This is a genomic window from Parvularcula mediterranea, assembly GCF_013085255.1.
Taxonomy (GTDB): Bacteria; Pseudomonadota; Alphaproteobacteria; order Caulobacterales; family Parvularculaceae; genus Parvularcula; species Parvularcula mediterranea.
The window spans coordinates 652,074-671,506 of the sequence record NZ_JABFCX010000003.1 but is presented as its reverse complement, the minus strand read 5'-3'; the positions used below and the strand labels follow the sequence as shown (position 1 = coordinate 671,506).

Here is a 19,433-nt window from a genome sequence, read left to right as displayed (position 1 = left end):
TAGCCTCTCATTACCCCTTGGGGGTATATAATCATCGTGGGTTTGGCAAGTCCCACAGTCATTCTTCACCTTCAAAGTCAGGCACGGGTCGAGCCTCGGCTTCCGCATCAGTGCGCGCTTCTCCGTTCTCGGCGATGTCGTTGAGGAGCCACTCCATCTCCTTGATCTCGCGTCGTTGTGCACGGATGATCTCATCGGCCAGTTCGCGGACACGAACGTCGTCGATGCCCGCTCTTTCGGAGGTGAGAATGGCGATGGAGTGGTGCGGGATCATGGCCTTCATCCACGCTTCGTCTTCGACAAGGGTCTGGCTGCGGACGAGCCAGAGCGCCACCACGAACACCAGAGCGCTCCCCGCGAAAATCCCTATATTGATCTTCGTGTTGCGGTACATTCCGAGCATGAAGGCGAGCATCACGACCGCCATGGTCGCGCCCATGACGAAGGTCATGTAAAACCTCGTCTCGCTCCACCTCACATGACTCCATTCGTAAGTGTTGAGATACATCAGCCCGAGCATGATGGCGGTGGACGTTCCAACCATCGCCAGGAAGCGACCGTAGCTGCTTTTCTTCTGTTCCATACTCATCCTCTGAGGCTAACCCTCACCGGGTATCTCCCAGCTGAACGCTTGGTGTACGGTGCCCGTTCCACCAGAACCCACAAAAAATCAGGTTCAGAGGCGCATAGATGCAGGACTTCCGACCGTTTTCACGGCTTGAGGCGAATAACTGACTTGCGTGAAAGGTTCGTGGTTTCTACATTTGAATACCCCTTACGGAGTATAATATGAAGGATGATACCAAACTTGCCGCCAAGCGCCGTCTTGCCCGGATTGAGGGGCAAGTGCGCGGCATCGGAAAGATGATCGAAGATGACCGCTACTGCATCGACGTCGTACGTCAGGTGCAAGCGATTAAGGCTGCTCTTTCTGGTCTCGAAACCGTCATTCTTGACGACCACCTAGCAACCTGCGTCGAGCACGCCCTGACATCGGACAATGTTGATGATCGGCGTGAGAAAGTCGAAGAACTCGTCGCTGTGCTAGGCGGCAAGAAGAAATAGGGTCAGCTGGCTCGTACGCGCCGCTTGTTGCGTGCCGCGATAAGCAAGCGGCGCATACGTAAGAAAAGTAGCGAGAGCCCGGAGAGAGCTGCGATTAGACCGGCACCGGCCGCGGTGATGAGAAGCGGGCTGTTGAAATCGCTCCCGTCATCATAGTCCATGATATGAAGCTTCCAGAAGAAGTCGTAGAATCGCCAGGTCGCCGAGCGCCGTGAGCGGACCTCCGCGCGTTGCACATCGATGTAGAGTGTGGTGCGGTCCCGATCGCTGAAGACCGCTCGCCAAACCGGCACGTCGCCACCGATCTCACTCGGCAGCTCTTCGAGCCGGTCGAGGGTCTGAAGCGTCCCGCCACCCGAATAATCCGCAAGTGCTATGGCGCGGGCCAGGGTCTCGTCGACAGGCGTCAGTTCGGCCCCGGTATCACCGCTGTAGGTAGCTTGGCTGCCGTCCACGTGCCGGATGCGCCAGACTGGCTCGCCCAGAAGGGTGCCGGTTTCCGCTGCTAGCATCTTGTTGAGGCCATGGCGATCCGACAGCTTTACGAGAGGTATCATGCCCAGAGGCGAGAGAGCACTGGGCTCCGCCTCCGCTATCTTGTGCTCGCCGCGGACCTGCTCGATCGGAACGACGCTCATGACGAACCCACCGGCAATCCAAAGCAAGATCTGGAAGCCGATTAGGAGTGCGATCCATTTATGAATGCGTACGGACCATTTAAGGATCGTCATGGCATTTCTGTCCTGCAGACTAGTGGTCGTGCTGCATCATGCCGTCGAGGCAGTCAGTCCCGGCCTCGCCGGTGTCGCAAATGGCCATGATCCGGTAGGAGCCGTCGCGTCCGCGCTTGACCATGAAAGAGACCTCGTCGCCCTCTTCGAACGCAGTAGCATCGACGTCGCCCATGGTGCCAAAGAGCATTGTCATGGCATCCATACCGATGCCGTCGATGGGTCCATGGTCGATCCCGAGTTCGCCTTCGGCCACGGAAACGATGGTTCCTGCGGCATGGCCCGTGTCGCCTGACATATCGTGACCCGAATGGTCCATCGGCTTGTCCGTAATCGTCTCACTCGGTGAAGCCGACGATGTTTCGCTACCGCCGCAGGCAACCAGACCCAAGGTCGCGATAAGGGAAAGGGGAAGAGTTTTCAAAGTCATGACGGTTCTCCTGTTATGTCATGGGGTAGCTGACGAGTGTCTTCGTCCGAAGCCGTTTGGCTTCCGCCGAACTTGCGTCCGACCCAGAGTGCGTAAAGCGAGGGCAGGACAAGAAGGGTGAGAAGAAGGGTTGATGCCATCCCGCCCACCATCGGAAGTGCGATCCGGCGCATGACGTCAGAGCCGATGCCTTCGGTGAGGAAGATCGGCAGCAGACCGGCGAAGATCGTCAGGACGGTCATAAGCTTAGGACGGAGTCGGAGCGCAGCACCATGGGCGACCGCATCGAGCAAAGCGTCCACGCTCCTCGGACGCCGCTCCCGAACTTCGGCGTCGATGTAGAGCAGCATAACGATGGCCGTCTCCACCGCGATCCCCGCCAGCGCGATGAAACCAACAGCGACAGCCACCGAAAGATTGTAGCCAGCGAGCCAGACGGCCCAGAGCCCACCGACGAGGCCGAAGGGCAGGGACAACATGATCATCAGTGTCCGGTCGAGCCTTCCGAAATGCAGCATCAGAAGGAGGAAGATGATCGCCACCGTGGCAGGGACCGCCACCCGCAGCCGCGCGCTCGCTCTTTCGAACTCCTCATATTGTCCGGAGAAGGCAACGGCGTAGCCGGACGGCAGGTCGACGGCGCCCGCGATCATCTCGCGCGCCTCGGCCACATAGGATCCCATGTCCCTGCCCTCAATATCGACGAACACCCAACCGGTCAGCCGGGCGTTCTCGGACCGGATCATCGGAGGGCCTTCGGCGTAGGATACACTCGCCAGCTCGCCGAGGGGAATCTGCGCACCCGAAGGCGAGGTCACGAGGATGTCTCCTAGGTCTTCGACGTCCTCCCTGAACGGACGATCGTAGCGCAACATGATGTCGTAGCGCTCTCGGCCTTCGACGGATTGGTTCATCCGCATACCGCCAAGTGCCATCTGGATCACCGTCTGGAAGGTTTCCATGTTGATATTGTGCCGGGCGAGGCTGAGCCGATCGGGCTCTATTTCCAGATAGCGCCCGCCTAGAACCCTGTCCGCGAAGGCAGAGCGAGTGCCTGGAACGCCGGAGACCGCCTGTTCGATTTGACTAGCCACTCGCTCGATCCCGGCGAGGTCGTCCCCGGTCACCTTGATCCCGACGGGGGTGCGGATGCCGGTGGAGACCATGTCCATACGGATTTTGATCGGGTAGCCCCACGAATTGACGAGGCCCGGAATGTCCAGCCGGGCGTTGAGATCGTCGATGATATCCTCGGCTGTGACGCCTGCGCGCCATTCAGACTTCGGCTTCAGCTCGATCCAGGTCTCGATCATTGTCAACGGCGCCGGGTCCGTGGCGGTATCGGCCCTCCCGGCCTTACCGAAGGCACGCTCGACCTCGGGCACGGTCATGATGAGCCGGTTCGTCTGCCCGAGGAGTTCCCGTGCCTTCGTCGCCGAGACGCCGGGTAGGGTGGTGGGCATGTAGAGAAGCTCGCCTTCGTAGAGGGCGGGCATGAATTCTGAACCGACACGGCTGACCGGCACGATGACGCTGGCGGTGATGAGAGCCGCGATACCGATGGTGAACCAGCGAAAGCGCAAGGCGAGGTCGAGGACAGGTTTGTAGAGCCTGACTAAAAAGCGGCTCACCGGATTTTCGTCCTCGCGCCTGAACCGGCCCTTCAGGAGATGTATCATCAGCACGGGAACGAGCGTCACAGACAATAGGGCCGCAAATGCCATGGCGTAGGTCTTTGTGAAGGCGAGGGGACTGAAGAGCCGGAAACTCTGCCCGGTCAGGGCAAAGACGGGCAGGAAGCTGACGGTGATGATCAGCAGGGAGAAGAAGATGCCCGGCCCGACTTCCTTAGCCGAAGCAAGGATCACCGCGCGGCGCTCGCTCTTTGACGCGTCGGCATCGAGGTCCGCAAGCTTCCGGCTGGCGTTCTCCACCAGCACGATGGCCGCATCGACCATGGCGCCGATAGCGATGGCAATCCCCCCGAGCGACATGATGTTCGCGGTCACACCCTGCCAGGACATGATGAGAAAGGCGCCGAGGACGCCGAGGGGCAGGCTGACGACTGCGACGAGCGACGACCTGACGTGCAGGAGGAATAGGAAGATCACCAGCGCGACGGCGATGCCCTCCTCGATCAGTTTTTCTTCAAGGTAGGAGACAGCCCCCTCGATCAACGGCCCGCGGTCATAAACCGTGACGATCTCGACGCCGTCGGGGAGGCCACGCGACAGTTCGCTGAGCTTCGCTTTCACGCGGTCGATGACCTGCAGCGCATTCTCGCCGTCGCGCATGACGACGATGCCCGCGACCACCTCGCCTTCGCCGTTAAGCTCGGTGATGCCCCGGCGAAGAGCGGGCCCCTCTACGATCCGCGCCACGTCGCGCAAGAGGACAGGCGATCCGTCTACGGCGTAGACGACGACATTCTCGAGATCGCTCTTCTCATCGACATAGCCCGATGAGCGGATGATGAACTCGGTCTCCGCCTGTTCGAGGACGCGCCCCCCCACTTCGCTGGACGCTGCTTGCACGGCGCGGCCGAGCTGAGCGAGGGAGACGCCGTAGGAGCGCAGGCGGTTCGGATCGACCAGCACCTGATACTCGCGCTCAAAGCCGCCGACGGAGGCGACCTCGGCCACGCCTTCGACGCCTGAGAGTTCGAGCTTCAAAAACCAGTCCTGAAGGGAGCGCAGGCCAGCGAGGTCGGTCCGCCCGGTCCGGTCCACAAGGGCGTACTGGTAGACCCAGCCAACGCCGGTTGCGTCAGGTCCGATTTGCGGAACCGCACCCTCCGGCAGCTCCGGGCCGAGGCGGGAGAGGGCTTCCAGCACCCGGCTCCGGGCCCAGTAGAGGTCCACATCGTCCTCGAAGATGACGTAGACGAAGCTTGTCCCGAACATGGAGGATGCACGAACGTTCTTCGTGCGTGGAAGGCCGAGGAGGTTCGAGGACAAAGGATAGGTGACAAGATCCTCTATAATCTGCGGGCTTTGCCCCGGAAAATCGGTCCTGATGATGACTTGCGTATCGGTCAGGTCCGGAATCGCATCGAGCGGTGTGTCGCGCGCCGCCATCCAGCCGAAGACCCCGAGCGCCGCGGCCGCGACGAGAACGATCAACTGGTTGGCGACCGACCATTCGATGAGCCGTGCAACCCCCGATGTCGAAGGGTCCTGCCCGGTGAGGTTGTCTTCGTCTATATTGCTCACGACAACCCCCTAGTGGTTCGCATGCGGATCGGAGGCCGGCCGAGGCTCGGTCTCCCGAACGGCGGCCATCCGCTCCGGCCAGGCCACCGACTCGGCATCCGCAGTGCCATAGGGGTTCCGGAGAACAGAGCTCTCTTGCAGCCAGAGGTGGCCGTTGACATCCCTGAACAGCGTCAGTCCTTCATCCGCATAATGCTGCGGAGCACCCTCCATCAGCCAAGGTTCAAAGGCTTCCATCAGGTCAGAGAGCGCCTCGGCTAGGGGCTCGCCCTTCTCGGCAGCTTTGGCTTCGCGGAGTGCAGCCTGTGTTTCGGTGACAATGGGTCCGAGCCGCGTGCCGCCAAAACGTCCGGCAAGACTCTCACTCAAGGTAAGCAGGGGATCAATGAAGCTCGGCTCGATGGCATAGCCGTCGGTGAGCGCCTCGTGGAAATAGAGCGCCATATCGGCGAAATGGTCGATCTGGGCGAGCGTCGCCTGATCGAGCGGAATCCTGTCGAGCGGCGTGTCTTCGTCAGCCTGCAGACGGTTGAGGGAGGAGAAGCCCTCGCGAAGCTTGGCTTCGCTATCGAGAAGGTACTGTCCGCTAGCGACCACGCGATCGCCCTCTTGAAGGCCCGCTTCGATCTCGGTCATGCCTCCGGCCGACATGCCGGTCTCGACCACACGCGGTAGGAAGCGGCCCTCGCCCAAAGCGAGGATGACGTGGGCACCCCGGCTGTCGCGAAGCACGGCCTCGCTCGGCACGGCCAGCATCGCCCCCGCTTCGGTCTCGATGCGGATGTCGGCATAGGCCCCCGGGCGCAGCCGTCCGGAGGCATTGCTCACCACGATTCTTAGGCGCCCTGTGCGGGTGGCTGGATCGACGGTAGGGTAGACATAATCCACCCTGCCGCTGCTGTCGGCATCCGGCGCGCTGGGGAAGTCGAGGGTCGCCGCTTGGCCTGCGGAGACGAGGTGCAAGTCCTGCTCGGGCATGTCGGCGATCACCCAGACATCTTCGTAGGACTGGAGCGTCATCACATCGTCACCCGGCTTGATGTAGTCACCGTCGCGGGTGTTCAGCTCAGAGACGATCCCGCCATCCTCCGCCCGGATCGCGACGCGCTCGATCACCTCGCGGCTGCGTTCGAGCTCAGCGATGGAGGGCCCTTGCATGCCGAGCGAAACCAGACGCTGGCGCACGGCCGAGATGCGCGCTTCGTTGCCGATATCGAGGGCGTTGAGGAAGTCCTTTTGCGCGGCGATCAGATCCGGGCTATAGAGCCTGTAAAGCACCGTACCCGGATCGACGGGATCCCCAACCGCGCGGACGGCGAGATCTTCGATCCATCCCTCGACGCGGGAGGCCACAACAGTCTCCTGACGTTCGTTCGCTTCAACGGTTCCGAAGGCCCGCAGCATTTGCGTCATCGGCGTAACCTTTGCGACGGCCGTCCGGACACCGATGGTCTGGATGATCTCCGGTGTGACCGCGATGCCAGCGCTGCCAGTTGTGGGTAAGGCGGCATCCGAGGAGGCTGGAACAAGATCCATCCCACAGATCGGACAGGAGCCATCAGGGTCCGTCGAAATGTAGTGCGGGTGCATCGGGCAGGTGTAGAGCGCCTCCCCGCTGCTCTCTGCTTCGGCTGTATCCGAACGCTTAAGAGAAGCTTCCCCGCACGCGGCGAGGGCTGTGAGAAGGGCAAGGAGAAGAAGGCTTGGGATTCTCATGGCGTCACCAGCAGGCTGTTCAGACGCGCCGCAGTCTGGGCGGCTCGAGTGCGCTCACGGATGATCTCCGTCTCGAGACGAAGGAGGGTGATCTCGCCGTCGATGATAGGAGCGTAGTCTCCGACACCGCTCTCATACGTTCTGAGCTGGCTTTGAATCTCGTCTTCGACCGCAGCGATTTCAGCTTCCAAGATCGAGAATTGGGCTTTTGCGCTTTCCATTTGAGAGTGCAAAGCTTCGTAGCGCGCCCGTGCAGAGCGAGCCGCCGCCAGATAGCTCGACCGAGCGGCAGCTTCTTCGGCCTTCGCAGCACGGAGGCGGGGAGCCTGGCTACGGCCAGCCCAGAGCGGGACGGTCATTGTGACCATGCCGGAGACCCAGTCGTCACCGGCGAAGACTTCGCCTGGTGCCCCTGAGCCCTCCTCGCGCTGCTGGTAGGTGACCTGCGCGCCCCAATTGGGCCTGAAAGCCGCGCGCGCCTCGGAGACTGCGCCTTCGGCCCGCTCGATATCGTTCATCTGAACACGGACAGTGTGGAAGCTGGCAGGGTCGCCGTCCCAAACGCGGGCTTCGATCGTCGGCGCTGCGATTGTGGGCACGAAGCCTACGAGGTCGATCAGCGCTGCGTCGGCGGCGGCCTCGGCTTCGAGGAGCGCGGCCAGTTGCCGGGCGACGCCCGCACGCTCAGCCTCGATCTCGGCAAGACGAAAGACGATGGGGCGCCCTCCGCTGATTTCCGCAGACGCCACGTCGGAGAGGCGATCGTACTTTTCGCGTCGCTCCTCAGCCAGCATCCGTTCCGCTGCGATGCGTTCTTTCTCATGAAGAAGGACGATGAGCTCGGCTCTCAGAGCACTGAAGCGTGCCGCCTGCATTGCTTCCGATAGTCCCGCCATAGCTTCCGCTTGCGAGGCCCTGGCGCGCCGCCCGGCGAAGTTCGGGAATTCCTGCCGGACACCGATGGCCCGGTTGGTGGGTAGGAAACGGTCGAACGCCGGGTCGCTCACTGGCAGATTGTTGACACCAAGGGAAACGACGGGGTCGGGGAGTGCAGTCGCCGCGCGACTACGGTCGAGCGCGGCCTCGGTTTCGTACCCATACACGGCGAGGGCCGGATGGTCCCGGAGGAGCCCCTCCAGCTCGCTGAACGTCTGCGCGACTGCGCTAGACGGCAGGCAACAGAACAAGAAAATTGTCAGAAAACGCATAGAAGCTCCATGATCAAAAAAACGCGAAATTGCGCATGCGCTGCACGCACGCGCTCTCCGCGTTCAGATCAGGAGCTTCTGGAAGAGAGAGACCGGACTTTCGGCTGGGCTTCGTGAAACGCGCGGCGGACCCGTCGCGCCATTGATGATAACCTCGGACTGGACACCAAGTTGCGCAGAAGTGGAGGGCAGGACCTTCGCGAACGAAGAGTCGAGCAAAGGCTTGCTCGGTTTCAATTCGTTCGCTGCCAGAGCCGTCTCGCAATCGGCACAGCCGGGACATACCTCACCGGATTCTCCGGCTGATCCCGGTTCTTTCAAAGACATATCGTGGCAGGGAGGCGAAACTTCTACGACCGCGGAATGGCCCTCAACACAGCACGCCATCACCGGTTGCGCGCTCAGGAACAAGGCGGCAGCGAGGAGGATTATGCGTCTGAGCATGGCCATCTCCTAGTCGCTTAACATGAGACGATTAAAGAACCAAATACCACAGAGGGGTATCAGTTTGACACCGCACACCCGCCGCCTTTGAAGCGAGTTCTGGGAAGGACCTGCACCACAAAACGCACTACAGTTTCGAAAATAAAACTAAATAAAGCCTTGAAATGTATGGGGTAAAATCGAAATTTGACTCTTCTCGACCGCACCATTTTGAACTCCTTCATTATCTAGCGAAGTTTCGGTGCTGGCTTCCTGCCGCGTCGGGTTCTTCTGTTCGTCGCCCATCGTTGCTTCGTCGCCAGCGTCAGGCACAGCTTGACTTGCTCAGCGACAGGCGACGACGCCGTCCTGCGTGCGATTGCAACGGTCTGGCCAGCCGGCCTTGTCCCAGAAATCGATCATTCCGGTGTTTTGGAGGAAGGTCGTGATATAAGGATGTGCACGGAGGTTCGGGTCGACATTGGTCCAGACCAAGTAGAAGCTGTCATAGTCTTCGTCCGTGTCCGCCTCAATGCGTTTGAGAACCTCGAGACTGTTGCGTCTGAAGATGTGGAGGGTCGTCACCACGTCGTCGTTTTCTGCGAGGGTGGGGAAGCGACCGAGGACCGCATCGACGCTGAGCTCTTCGCGCATGAGGCTTTCAAGCATGCCTCGGAGTTCGTCGCTGTCGTCTTCCGATACGAACTTACGCTTGACCGTGAGCTCCATATAGGTGCGCGCAGCTTCTTCGATGTCGTTTTGGTGTATCTCGACGATGGCCAGCCCGACGGGGCTCCAGCCGCGTTTCTCCAGCTGGCGGAAATGGGTGTTGGCGCCGTCGATATTGCCCCGCGCTTCTTCGATGTTGCCCGCGACGACTTTCAGGATGCCGGAGTCAGGGGATACTTCGATCGCGCGGGAGATCTTCTCCGAAGCCCTGTCGAGGTAGCCCAGATAGCTGAGAAGCTCGGCCTGCCACTGGAGGATCACGACGTCCTCGGGGTTGCGGCTCTCGCCATCAGCGTAGGCGGTGAGAGCTTCGGCCCAGTTGAACTTGGCCGCTTCGATCGCGCCTAAAACCGCATAGGGCTCTGACAGGGAGGGATCGAGGGAAAGCGCCCGGTCGGCCGCCTCGCGTGCCCTTAGCCACGCCGTCTCTTTGGGGGCGTTCTGATAGATCGGGGAAAGGACGTAGACGACGGCCAGACCCGAGTGCGCTTCGGCGAAGGTGGGGTCAGCTTCGATTGCTGCTTCGAAAGACGCCTGTGCGCGGGTCATCAGGCTTCCGCGGCGGTCGAGAAATGTCCGCGCTTCAGCGTAGTGATCATAAGCCTTGGGGCTCTTCGTCCCGACGTCGAAAAGCAGGGTACTCTCGCCACTGGCGGGAAGCTTCGAGTTGAGTGCTTCGGCAACCCGTCGGGCGATTTCGTCCTGCACAAGGAAGATGTCGTCGAGAGAGCGATCGTAGGTCTGCGACCAGAGATGGTAGCCATCCTCGACGGAAATCAGCTGGGCCGTGACCCTGACGTCCGTGCCGCTGCGCCGGATGCTCCCCTCCAGCACATGGGCCACGCCGAGTTCGTCGCCGATGTCGCGGATATCCATGTCGCGCCCTGCGAAGGCGAAGGAGGACGTCCTGCTCGCAAGCTTAAGCCCTTCGGCCTGTGAGAAGACGTTGAGGAGCTCCTCCGAGAGACCCTCAGCAAAGAACACGTCACCCTCTTCGGCGGACATCGCGATGAAGGGGAGGACCGCCAGCGAGCGCTCGGGCGCACGGGGCCCGCTGCCGGGGAAGAAGGCGATCGCGGCCAAAGCGAGGAGGAGCAGGGCAGCGACGCCGCCGCCCACAAGCCAACGCCTGTTACCCCGGCTGTCGGTGACGAGAGGTTCCGCGATCGGCGCGGCTGGTGAAGGCTCGGTCGTGGCTGGCTCGGCCTGAGGGGCAGAAACCTCGGCTGTCAGACGATAGCCACGCCGAGGTGCTGTCTCGATGAGCCGCTCGTCCTTGCTGGTGTCGGCCAAGGCCTTGCGAAGGAGGGAGATCGCTCGCGAGAGCCGCTCGTCTCCTCCATGCTCAACGCCCCAGACCTCATCGATCAGGGCTTCACGCGAAACGACCTGCCCGACATTCTCGGTGAGGACGCGGAGAACATCCATGACTTTGGGCTCGACGGTCAGCCGATCTGAGCCGTTGTCGATCCAGCCTTCCACGAAGTCGACCTGCCGGCCTGCAATATCAATTCGGTCGGTCACGGATGGTCACTGCCCTCGACGCACGCGGCTTACTCGTTCTCATCCTTGAGGCAGGGGCGTGTGTTTAACAAGACCAAGTCGCTCAGCGAGCGCCCTAAGAACAGGCCGGCGCCGAGCATAAAATACATGTAAAACAGAAGGTTACAGACTTAAGAAATCCCTAAGGCGGGCGACAGGACTTCTGTCGGCCCGGTTGCCACTCTTTCCTTGCTTCTATGCGGGAGGATCCGGTGGCTGACGATTTCGAGCTGAACATTGAACTGACGGCGGGAGACGACGCCACCCAGATCGAGATGCGGGTGACGACCGATTCCTCCCGGACCGACCTCGAACTTGCGTTCAGGTTCCTGCCCGAGGGCGTGGTTGTTCTAGACAGCAGCGGCCGTGATGTGACCGATGGCGTGCGAGGGTTCTCCGGCGACGAGACCTACATTATCGTGCTGGACGGGGATCGCGGCTACGCAGACTCATTCGAAGTCCTCGCCACTGTGCCCGGTGTTGAGGGCGAGCCGAGCGCGGAAGCGCGGCAGACCGTTTCTTTCGCCGTCGACCGGACCGTGCAGCGGGAGACCGAAGTCTCCGATGCGGAGGAATTCGGTCTCTTCGGTGGTGAGACGAGCGCGCTCTTCCATACCTACATCCCTCTCGTTGGCGGCGGGCTGGATGAAGCGGCAGTTTCCAATCTGTTTCTCGCAGGCGCTGACGGCACCCTAGGGATGTCACTAGGCCGGATTGTCTGGGAGACCGAGGGGGAGCTTGACGGACTGGCGCTGGGAGAGAGCCGGTCCGTCACGCTCTCCTACGATTTGACGATTGGCGATGGCCCGGCGACCCCGCAGTCCTTGCCGATCACCTTCACGATGACCGATGAGGGGCTTATCGCGGACGCCGAAGGCGTGAGCATCAATGAGCTGCGCACCGGAGCGATCGAGGTGAACATCGATCCGCTCGCGGACCTCGACCTGCTGAATGATCCTTTTGAGACCGGGACCGTCGTCTTCGCCGATGGCTCCGTTTCCGCAGAGGAAGCGCTGGACGATTTTCTTGGACAGGCGCGGGCGGCGTTCTCCAACGCAGAGGCGCTTGAGACCGCGGCCCAGGCGGAAGTCGATGCCCTCACGGGTGAGAAGGCCCGGCTTGAGGAGAGGGCCGACACGCTTGAGACGCTCCTCGGGCTGAGGACGGAACAGGCTGCGCTGACGGTGCAGCTTGGCCTTGCGACCGCTGCAGCTGCGACGGCCCGGGGCACACTGACGGGGCTGGAGAATGCCCTCGGCACAGCGCTAGAAGGGCTCGTACAGCTCGGCGGGCGTATTGCTCGCGGGACGGCAGAGACGCTCATTCGCTTTGCTGAGCTCAACAACAGGACGCTGGATCGGAGGCTGACAGCTGAGGAGTTCCGCTTGGACAGGCTGCAGGCGCGGCAGGACCAGCTCGAGGACCAGGCTGAGAACGGGCCGCGCAAGATCCTCGCGGCACTCCGCCTGCGGAGCACTGACCGGCAGATCGACCGTGCAGAAGAACGCATTCGCCGGATCGAAGAGCGGATCGAGAACAACAATGATCGCATTGATATCCTCCGCCAGCGGATCGAACAGACCCTAGCCGTCGACGAGCTCCAAGCGCGGGTCGATGCGGCAAGGAGCGAACTCGAAAAGCTGACCGAAGCTGCTGACCTGGCCCAAGCCCGGGTCGACGGGATCAGCGACCGGATCAGCCGCGTCGAGGAGGAACTCGAAGCCCTCGGCTTTTCGGGGCGGCCCGATGGGGAAGGGTTGAGAGAACTCCTCGCCGATATCGCTGACCTCGTGCAGGAGATCGGCACAGCAGAGGCCCAGCGCGTTCTGGCTCAAGGTCTCAAAGCGACAGCGGAGGCCGTGATCGGTCGTGCGATCGAACTGGTCGACGGATTCGAGTTCGAAGCCGAGCTTCGTGCCACCGGAAGCGCTTCGGTTCAGGCAGGGGTCCAGCTGGGCGTTGAGTTCATCGGAGGGATTGTCGATGCGCAGGTGCCTTTCGACATCTCGATCGTCCGGTCCTACAACAAGACGACGGATGTGCTGGAGCTGACCTCGGTCATCGAAGCGGCAATCGACGATGCCGTGGCCGTCTTTACAACGCAGCCCCCGCGCGTGAAGATCCTTCTACAGACATTCTTCGAAGCGTCCGCGCAGCTCGACGTCATTGCCGACTTCTTTGCTCGCCTTGACGACCTGACGATTGCTGACCTCACGCCTAATTCTGATGCGCTGAGCTTCTCGGCCGATGCCGCCTTAGGCCAGAACATCACGCTGCTCGATCTCGATACAGCGTCTATCGCGGACATCACGATCCCCAACATCGCAAGCGGGATCATCACCGCAGAGGTGCGGATCCCCGACCTGTCCCTCGAAGCGCAGGCTGCTGTGGCGGATCTTGGTTTTTTCCGCGAAGGACCTGTCGTCACCTACAATTTCGAGGAATTGGTCGCTGACATCAGCAACTCCAGCCTCGACTTCAGCCCCGAGTTCGCGGCTCTTCTGGAAGCCCGCGGCCTTCCGACGAGCAGCGACGATCTTGCGAACCTGAGAGGGGTGTTCCTTGAGGTTCTTGCCGTGGTCGAGGAAACGATCCGAGGGGAGGGGGACACGGACGGTGATGGCGACGTGCCTATCTTTCTCGTCAGTCCAGAGACCAATCCGCTGGGATCAGTCTTCTCCCTCAATCTCATCGAAGACGCTTTCGCTTCTGTGACCGGTGAGAGCCTCGGTGAGTACGGCTTCTTCGCCGCCGTCGGCACGACGGAGAACATCGTCGAAGTAACCGTCGATCTCGATCAGATCGTAGCGGAAGTTGTCAACAAGGCGCTGGGCAATCAGGGGCTGACGATCAACCCTCTCGATCTTACCATCAGTGCACGGGAAATCCTCGACGCGACTGATCTTTCAACGCCCCAGAAGCTTGCGATCCGCCAGCTGTTCGACTTCGACATCGGTACGGAGTTCGTCGACATCGACGTGTCAGCAGGGGTGAACTTCATCCAGGAGTTCACACTGTCGATCGAAGACTTCGTCGTCGCGTACACGGTCGAAGGGTCAGATGATCAGTTTACGGTGGGTGCAGGCGAAAAGCTCGTTCTCGAAAATGCCTCGCAGTTTGACGTCAATGGAGATGGGCTGATCGACTACACGGCTGTTCTCACGCCGAAAGCCCTGTTCTCGAACGACACGGAACTGGGCCTCGAGCTCGGCTACCAATTCGATTTCCTGAAGAGCGTGGTCGAGGCCTCGACAAAGCTTCCGATCGACGAGCTGTTTGAGAACATTCCCGGTCTCGAAGACCTTGGTATCGATACGGGCAACGTGCTGGCCGACCTTGGCTTCGGACCTCTGCTGAGGATCGAAGGAGGGGTGGACCTCGCCCAGTTCGATGTCTTCGAAGAGCTCTTCGACTTCCCCCTTCCGTCCATCTCCGTCAGCGGATCCGTTCCTATCACTGACGACTTTGTTGAAATCGCCTAGTTGGAGTTCCTCTCATGATCCGTTCACTTTCCACTGTCCTGGCAGCATCAGCCCTTGCCCTCTCACTTTCGTCCCAAGCGAGCGCGGCGGCATTCACAGCAGAACTTCGTGTGGAGATCAGTTTCTCGAACTTCTTCGGCGATGTCTCTCTGGAGTCGGTGACCGACACCTTCGCTGACACGTTCTCCGACGGCGCTACGGACATCGTGTCGGCAAGCTCCTCAAGCTCGGACACCGACGCTCAGACCGTCTTCATCAACCTCCTCGTGTCGGGAGATTCCTCGCAGGAGCTAGGGACGTCGATCGGTTCCATCGCATTTGGCGGAGCGACCATCATCCTCACCAACAATGAGCAGCAGTTCTCCAGCACAGTCGATTACAACATCTCGACCTTTGCGGATGTGAGCTTTGAAACCGAAGCTGGGAGCGATTTCTTTTCTCTCGGCATCGACCGGAGTGGTGGCGTCGAGGTCGAGGACGGGCAGGTTTTCGGTATCGCTGAAGACCTTGGTACGTCGTTCACGAACTTTATTGAATTCCAGCCGGATCCATCGACGGGTACTCAGGTGGACAACCTCTTCCTGTCGTTCTTCAGCGGTGGGACGCTCGATCTCTCTCCGGGCGCCCAGATCGTTATCGACTTCGATGGCGGGCTCTCGGCTGGAGCCCTGACTGATGTGGCTCCGATCCCCCTTCCGGGTGCCGCGCTTCTGTTTGCTGGGGGCATTCTGACCGTGTTCACCGGGCGAAAGCTCAACGGTGCGCCCAGGCAGTAGCCTCGAGTTTCCGGTCTGGATGTGAGAGGGAGCCCTCGGGCTCCCTTTTTCGTATCCAGGGCTAGCCCAGCACCAGTATCTTGAAAGGCACCCAGAGACCCATGGTGATCATCACGAGGTTCTCGGTCAGGGAGAGAAATCCGAGGGGTACGTTCGAGTTGCCGCCGACGCAGGCGCATTTGAGATCGCGCCTCTCGACGTAGACCGCCTTGAAGACTGAGAACGCGCCAATGGTGCCGATGACAAGCGCGATGGGTGAGCCTGCGAGGGCCAAGCTGCCGCCCGCGATCATCAGGACCGCGGCCAGACCTTCAGCAAACGGATAGATATAGCCGTAAGGGACCCATCTCTTCGCCAGAAGGTCGTAGTTCAGGAACATGGTCGAGAAGCTCTCGACATCGCGGAGCTTTTGGATCGCCAGCACCGCCATCGAGAACGCTGCGAACCATTCGATACCGCGCAGGCTGAGAAGTTGTCCGGTGGCTGCAAAGCTGGCGCCCCATGCCATCAGTGCACAGACACCAAAAATCACGAGCACCGGAGCGTAGCTCTTCTTCCCCTGCTTTGCGGCGAGGGAGCTGTCGAAGTGGTGCTTCAGGGCTTCAAAGCCGCCGATACGCTCGCCTTCGATGAAGGCCTGCGGCGTGGTTTTGACGCCGTGTTTTTCCTTGAAGGCGTCTATCTCTTCGCGGGTCGTCAGATGGTGGTCTTCGACTGTGTAGCCGTTGCGCTCGAGATACCATTTCGACTTGAGGCCGTGGGGGCAGGTGTGGCCGGGCATGACCATGCGATAGAGGCGCGCGGTTTTCGTGGCGCTCTGGGGCGCTGAAACCTGATCAGCCGTGGTCGAACTCATGAGTGGCCTCCATAACCCCACAGGGGTATCGGAACGATCTGGGCGTAGCGCAGCGCATCGTCAAGATGAGCAGCTGCGCGCGGTTCTAGGTGCGGGTTTTTCTAAGCCGCCCCCATTGGAGGAACACCCCAGGGGATGGACGTTGCAGGGATAATAAACATCGCCTAGCCTCATACCCAGTAGGGGGCATACCATGAAAGACGACACCAAGCTCGCGGCGCAGCGCCGTCTGGCCCGGATCGAGGGACAGGTGCGGGGGGTCGGCAAGATGATCGACGACGACCGCTACTGCATCGACGTCGTGCGCCAGGTGCAGGCGATCAAGGCTGCGCTCTCGAGCCTTGAGACTGTGATCCTCGATGACCACCTCGCCACCTGTGTTGAACATGCTCTGACATCTGACGACCTCAGCGATCGTCGGGAAAAAGTTGAAGAGCTCGTCGCGGTGCTCGGCGGCAAGAAGAAGTAGCGCTCAGGCGAGACTTCCTTCTTGTGGATGAGTGACCGCTAGGAACGGCGCTCTCCTGTGAGGAGCATCACTGGGACAAGCCCCACAAGAACGATGAGCAGCGCTGGCGTGGATGCCTCGACGATACGTTCGTCGCTGGCGAGGCGGTAGACCCTTGTCGCGAGGGTTTCGAAGTTGAAGGGCCTGAGGATCAGCGTTGCGGGAAGCTCGCGCATCACATCGACAAAGACGAGCGCTGAACCAGCCAGAAGCTGGGGTGAGAGGAGCGGAAGCTGGACTTCCCTCAGGAGCCTTGCGGGACCTGCGCCCAGTGACCTGGCCGCTGCGTCGAGGCTATGTGGGATGCGCCCCATCCCCGCCGAAGCGCTGTTGTAGGAAATCGTCAGGAAGCGGACGGTGAGTGCGTAGATCAGCATCGCTGCAGTGCCCGTCAGCACGAGCCCGCCGGACCAGCCCGCCTGGTCCCGCAGGAACCGTGTCAGGCTGACATCGATCGAGGAGAGGGGCGCGAGAATGCCGATGGCAAGGAGCGCCCCGGGCAGCGCATAGCCAAGGGTTGAGAACCTGACGAGCCAGCGCACAGGACCCGGTGCTTTCCCAAGCCCTGATGATCCGCGCACGGCATAGACGAGCAGCACAGCCAGCGCTGTGGAAATCACCGCTACGATCAACGCCGTCGAGAGGCTTGCGCCGAAGCTCCCTGCGAGAGCGGCGAAGGGTTGGTCGTCGAGCTGGCTTGCCATGTTAGCGAGCAGCATCAGGACAGGGCCCACGAAGCCCAGGAGCACAGGAACTGCGCAGGCGACACACGCGAGCGCTGCCTTGCCGCCTTTGAGCGTGAAAGGCCGCGGTCCATCGGAGAGCCTGTCGCCGCTCGCGACCCGGCCGCGTCGCGTGGCGGCTTCCCACGTCACAAGGAGGAGCACGAAGATGAGCATGACACCGGCGAGCTGCATTGCGCCCTGTCGGTCGCCCAGCGCGAACCATGTCCGGAAGATCCCCGTACTGAAGGTCGGAATGGCGAAGTACTCGGCGACCCCGAAGTCTGCGAGGGTCTCCATCATCACGAGCGCCAGCCCACCGAAGATAGCTGGTCGCGCCGCAGGAAGCGCAACCGTCATGAAGGTGCCGAAGGGGCTGATCCCTAGGGTCCTCGCTGCGAGGAGCTGGCCCCGGCTCTGGGCAGAGAAGGACGCTCGCGCGAGGAGGTAGACATAGGGGTAGAGCACGAAGGACAGCATGAGGCTGGCCCCCGGCAGGCTCCTGATTTCAGGGAACCAGTACCCTCCTGCAGTCCAACCGGTGAGGTCGCGGAGGGCCGACTGCACGGGCCCTGCGAACTCCAGAAGATCCGTATAGAGATAAGCGACGATATAGGCTGGCGCGGCGATGGGTAGGACAAGCAGCCAGGAGAGAAGCCTGCGTCCGGGAAACTCGGAGGCGGCTATGAGCCAAGCTGTACCTGTACCGACCGTGCCCGAGATAAGGGCGGTGAGCACCATCAGGATCGCCGAGTTCACGGCGTAGGTCGGCATCACCGTCCCGAAGAGGTGGTCGAGCGTCTCGCTCCCACCGCTGAAGAGGGCGCTCACGATGGCGACCAGCGGCACGGCGGCCAGTCCCGCGGCCAGAAGGGCCGGGACGAGCAGACCCAGACTGCCGAGGCGGAGACGCAACTTGAGACCTCAATCGGTTGACGATTGCGAACGGTTATCAGATGACCGCCGGATTGGAACAGTCCGGGGGACATTTCTTGGGTCTCGCATTTCGCGCCATCGAACACGGCTTCGCCGAGACCAAGGTCTTGAAGGGCATCGATCTTGAAGCCGCGCGCGGTGAGATCACCTGTCTGCTTGGCCCGTCGGGCTGCGGAAAGACCACGCTTCTGCGCCTCGCTGCTGGTCTTTATGACGTGCAGGCGGGTGAGATCTCTCTTGGGGACCAGCTGCTGGCTACGCCGGGCAAGAACCCGCCACCAGAGAAGCGGCCGGTGGGCCTTGTCTTTCAGGACGGCGCGCTCTTCCCTCACATGAGCGTTGCGAAGAACGTCGCCTTCGGTGTCGAGGGCAGCCAAGCGAAGGTAGCGGCAGCCGACATGCTGGAGCAGGTGGGGCTAGGCGGCTTTGGCGATGCCTACCCCCATACGCTTTCAGGCGGGCAGCAGCAGCGCGTGGCTCTTGCGAGGGCGCTGGCGCCGCGACCTGAGGTGCTTCTCCTCGATGAGCCGTTTGCCAATGTCGACGTGGTGCTCCGCCAGCGGCTGCGCGAAGAAACCCGGCGGATCCTGAAGGTCCAAGGGTCGGTCGCTCTGCTCGTTACGCACGATCCGGAAGAGGCGATGGATGTCGGCGACAAGATCGCGGTGATGTCTGAGGGGCTGATCGTCCAGCAGGGGAGCCCCGCTGCGCTCTATGATCACCCGGCCACAGCGGCGGTGGCGGAGTTCCTCGGACGGGGGCAGCGCTTCGGTGGTCAGCGGCAGGGCGGTGCCGTCCAGACACCCTTCGGCCTGTGGTCCGCTGAGGCGTTCAGCGGCGACCTGCCAGCCACCGACCTGCTCGATGTCGTGGCAAGACCCGATGCTCTCGAGGCGAGAGCCGGCGGTGAACTCGTCGTCGAAGACATCCGCCGTGCCGGCGCGATCTCCAAGGTCTTCCTTCGCAACCATGCTGGGGAACGGATTGCAGCGACCCTCACGGACGGTGATGGGCTGGCGGTTGGACAGCCTGCTTCCGTACAGCCTCTCGCAGGTCGCGTGTTTGCGTTTGGCGCTTGACCAGCACCGCTTGCGCAG

The 19,433-nt window shown here is 61.4% G+C and carries 15 protein-coding genes; 5 read left to right on the top strand and 10 right to left on the bottom strand.

Going from position 1 to position 19,433, the window contains the following annotated elements; genetic code table 11:
- Positions 1–58: 58 nt before the first annotated feature.
- On the bottom strand, positions 59–583 hold the full coding sequence (locus HK107_RS12020) for a DUF305 domain-containing protein (RefSeq protein ID WP_233061490.1): 525 nt from the start codon (positions 581–583) through the stop codon (positions 59–61).
- Positions 584–789: 206 nt separating this feature from the next.
- Between HK107_RS12020 and HK107_RS12015 the strand changes: the two genes are divergently transcribed.
- Positions 790–1,065 carry a metal-sensitive transcriptional regulator gene (locus HK107_RS12015; protein ID WP_173200093.1) on the top strand — a complete coding sequence of 92 codons (276 nt, stop codon included), beginning with the start codon at positions 790–792 and terminating at the stop codon, positions 1,063–1,065.
- Between the two features lie 2 nt (positions 1,066–1,067).
- On the opposite strand, the gene HK107_RS12010 is transcribed toward HK107_RS12015, so the two are convergent.
- From HK107_RS12010 to HK107_RS11980, 7 genes are all read right to left on the bottom strand, one after another.
- Complete coding sequence (locus HK107_RS12010) at positions 1,068–1,796, bottom strand: PepSY domain-containing protein (protein ID WP_173200091.1); 729 nt, start codon at positions 1,794–1,796, stop codon at positions 1,068–1,070.
- 19 nt (positions 1,797–1,815) lie between these two features.
- Entirely contained in the window at positions 1,816–2,226 is a 411-nt protein-coding gene (locus HK107_RS12005; protein ID WP_233061488.1) for a copper-binding protein, read from the bottom strand.
- Positions 2,223–5,438 carry an efflux RND transporter permease subunit gene (locus HK107_RS12000; protein ID WP_173200089.1) on the bottom strand — a complete coding sequence of 1,072 codons (3,216 nt, stop codon included), beginning with the start codon at positions 5,436–5,438 and terminating at the stop codon, positions 2,223–2,225. Before HK107_RS12000 ends, HK107_RS12005 begins: the two co-directional genes overlap by 4 nt.
- 9 nt (positions 5,439–5,447) lie before the next feature.
- Positions 5,448–7,154, bottom strand: coding sequence for an efflux RND transporter periplasmic adaptor subunit (locus tag HK107_RS11995; RefSeq protein ID WP_233061486.1), 1,707 nt, complete (start codon positions 7,152–7,154; stop codon positions 5,448–5,450).
- Positions 7,151–8,362, bottom strand: coding sequence for a TolC family protein (locus tag HK107_RS11990; RefSeq protein WP_173200087.1), 1,212 nt, complete (start codon positions 8,360–8,362; stop codon positions 7,151–7,153). Before HK107_RS11990 ends, HK107_RS11995 begins: the two co-directional genes overlap by 4 nt.
- Positions 8,363–8,953: 591 nt before the next feature.
- Positions 8,954–9,091: a hypothetical protein gene (locus tag HK107_RS11985; RefSeq protein WP_173200085.1), complete on the bottom strand. Its 138-nt coding sequence runs from the start codon at positions 9,089–9,091 to the stop codon at positions 8,954–8,956.
- 39 nt (positions 9,092–9,130) lie between these two features.
- Entirely contained in the window at positions 9,131–11,038 is a 1,908-nt protein-coding gene (locus HK107_RS11980; protein ID WP_173200083.1) for a winged helix-turn-helix domain-containing tetratricopeptide repeat protein, read from the bottom strand.
- A 230-nt stretch (positions 11,039–11,268) separates the two neighbouring features.
- Here HK107_RS11980 and HK107_RS11975 point away from each other — a divergent pair, with 230 nt between their 5' ends.
- Both HK107_RS11975 and HK107_RS11970 read left to right on the top strand, forming a co-directional pair.
- Entirely contained in the window at positions 11,269–14,538 is a 3,270-nt protein-coding gene (locus HK107_RS11975) for a hypothetical protein (protein WP_173200081.1), read from the top strand.
- A 14-nt stretch (positions 14,539–14,552) separates the two neighbouring features.
- On the top strand, positions 14,553–15,314 hold the full coding sequence (locus HK107_RS11970; protein WP_173200079.1) for a hypothetical protein: 762 nt from the start codon (positions 14,553–14,555) through the stop codon (positions 15,312–15,314).
- 61 nt (positions 15,315–15,375) lie between these two features.
- On the opposite strand, the gene HK107_RS11965 is transcribed toward HK107_RS11970, so the two are convergent.
- On the bottom strand, positions 15,376–16,170 hold the full coding sequence (locus tag HK107_RS11965; RefSeq protein WP_173200077.1) for a MauE/DoxX family redox-associated membrane protein: 795 nt from the start codon (positions 16,168–16,170) through the stop codon (positions 15,376–15,378).
- A 193-nt stretch (positions 16,171–16,363) separates the two neighbouring features.
- Here HK107_RS11965 and HK107_RS11960 point away from each other — a divergent pair, with 193 nt between their 5' ends.
- On the top strand, positions 16,364–16,639 hold the full coding sequence (locus HK107_RS11960) for a metal-sensitive transcriptional regulator (protein WP_173200075.1): 276 nt from the start codon (positions 16,364–16,366) through the stop codon (positions 16,637–16,639).
- Between the two features lie 38 nt (positions 16,640–16,677).
- Here the strand turns inward: HK107_RS11960 and HK107_RS11955 are convergent, their stop codons facing one another.
- Positions 16,678–18,315: an ABC transporter permease gene (locus HK107_RS11955; RefSeq protein WP_233061483.1), complete on the bottom strand. Its 1,638-nt coding sequence runs from the start codon at positions 18,313–18,315 to the stop codon at positions 16,678–16,680.
- Between the two features lie 41 nt (positions 18,316–18,356).
- On the opposite strand from HK107_RS11955, the gene HK107_RS11950 reads away from it, so the two are divergent.
- Positions 18,357–19,415: an ABC transporter ATP-binding protein gene (locus HK107_RS11950; RefSeq protein ID WP_173200072.1), complete on the top strand. Its 1,059-nt coding sequence runs from the start codon at positions 18,357–18,359 to the stop codon at positions 19,413–19,415.
- Positions 19,416–19,433 lie beyond the last annotated feature (18 nt).

Excerpts from the sequence above, each read along its gene's own strand:
- HK107_RS12005 (WP_233061488.1), bottom strand. The coding sequence starts at position 2,226 with ATGACTTTGAAAACTCTTCCCCTTTCCCTTATCGCGACCTTGGGTCTG.
- HK107_RS12010 (WP_173200091.1), bottom strand. The coding sequence starts at position 1,796 with ATGACGATCCTTAAATGGTCCGTACGCATTCATAAATGGATCGCACTC.
- HK107_RS12020 (WP_233061490.1), bottom strand. The coding sequence starts at position 583 with ATGGAACAGAAGAAAAGCAGCTACGGTCGCTTCCTGGCGATGGTTGGA.
- HK107_RS11970 (WP_173200079.1), top strand. The coding sequence starts at position 14,553 with ATGATCCGTTCACTTTCCACTGTCCTGGCAGCATCAGCCCTTGCCCTC.
- HK107_RS11960 (WP_173200075.1), top strand. The coding sequence starts at position 16,364 with ATGAAAGACGACACCAAGCTCGCGGCGCAGCGCCGTCTGGCCCGGATC.
- HK107_RS12015 (WP_173200093.1), top strand. The coding sequence starts at position 790 with ATGAAGGATGATACCAAACTTGCCGCCAAGCGCCGTCTTGCCCGGATT.
- HK107_RS11995 (WP_233061486.1), bottom strand. The coding sequence starts at position 7,154 with ATGAGAATCCCAAGCCTTCTTCTCCTTGCCCTTCTCACAGCCCTCGCC.
- HK107_RS11965 (WP_173200077.1), bottom strand. The coding sequence starts at position 16,170 with ATGAGTTCGACCACGGCTGATCAGGTTTCAGCGCCCCAGAGCGCCACG.
- HK107_RS11990 (WP_173200087.1), bottom strand. The coding sequence starts at position 8,362 with ATGCGTTTTCTGACAATTTTCTTGTTCTGTTGCCTGCCGTCTAGCGCA.
- HK107_RS11950 (WP_173200072.1), top strand. The coding sequence starts at position 18,357 with ATGACCGCCGGATTGGAACAGTCCGGGGGACATTTCTTGGGTCTCGCA.
- HK107_RS11985 (WP_173200085.1), bottom strand. The coding sequence starts at position 9,091 with ATGGGCGACGAACAGAAGAACCCGACGCGGCAGGAAGCCAGCACCGAA.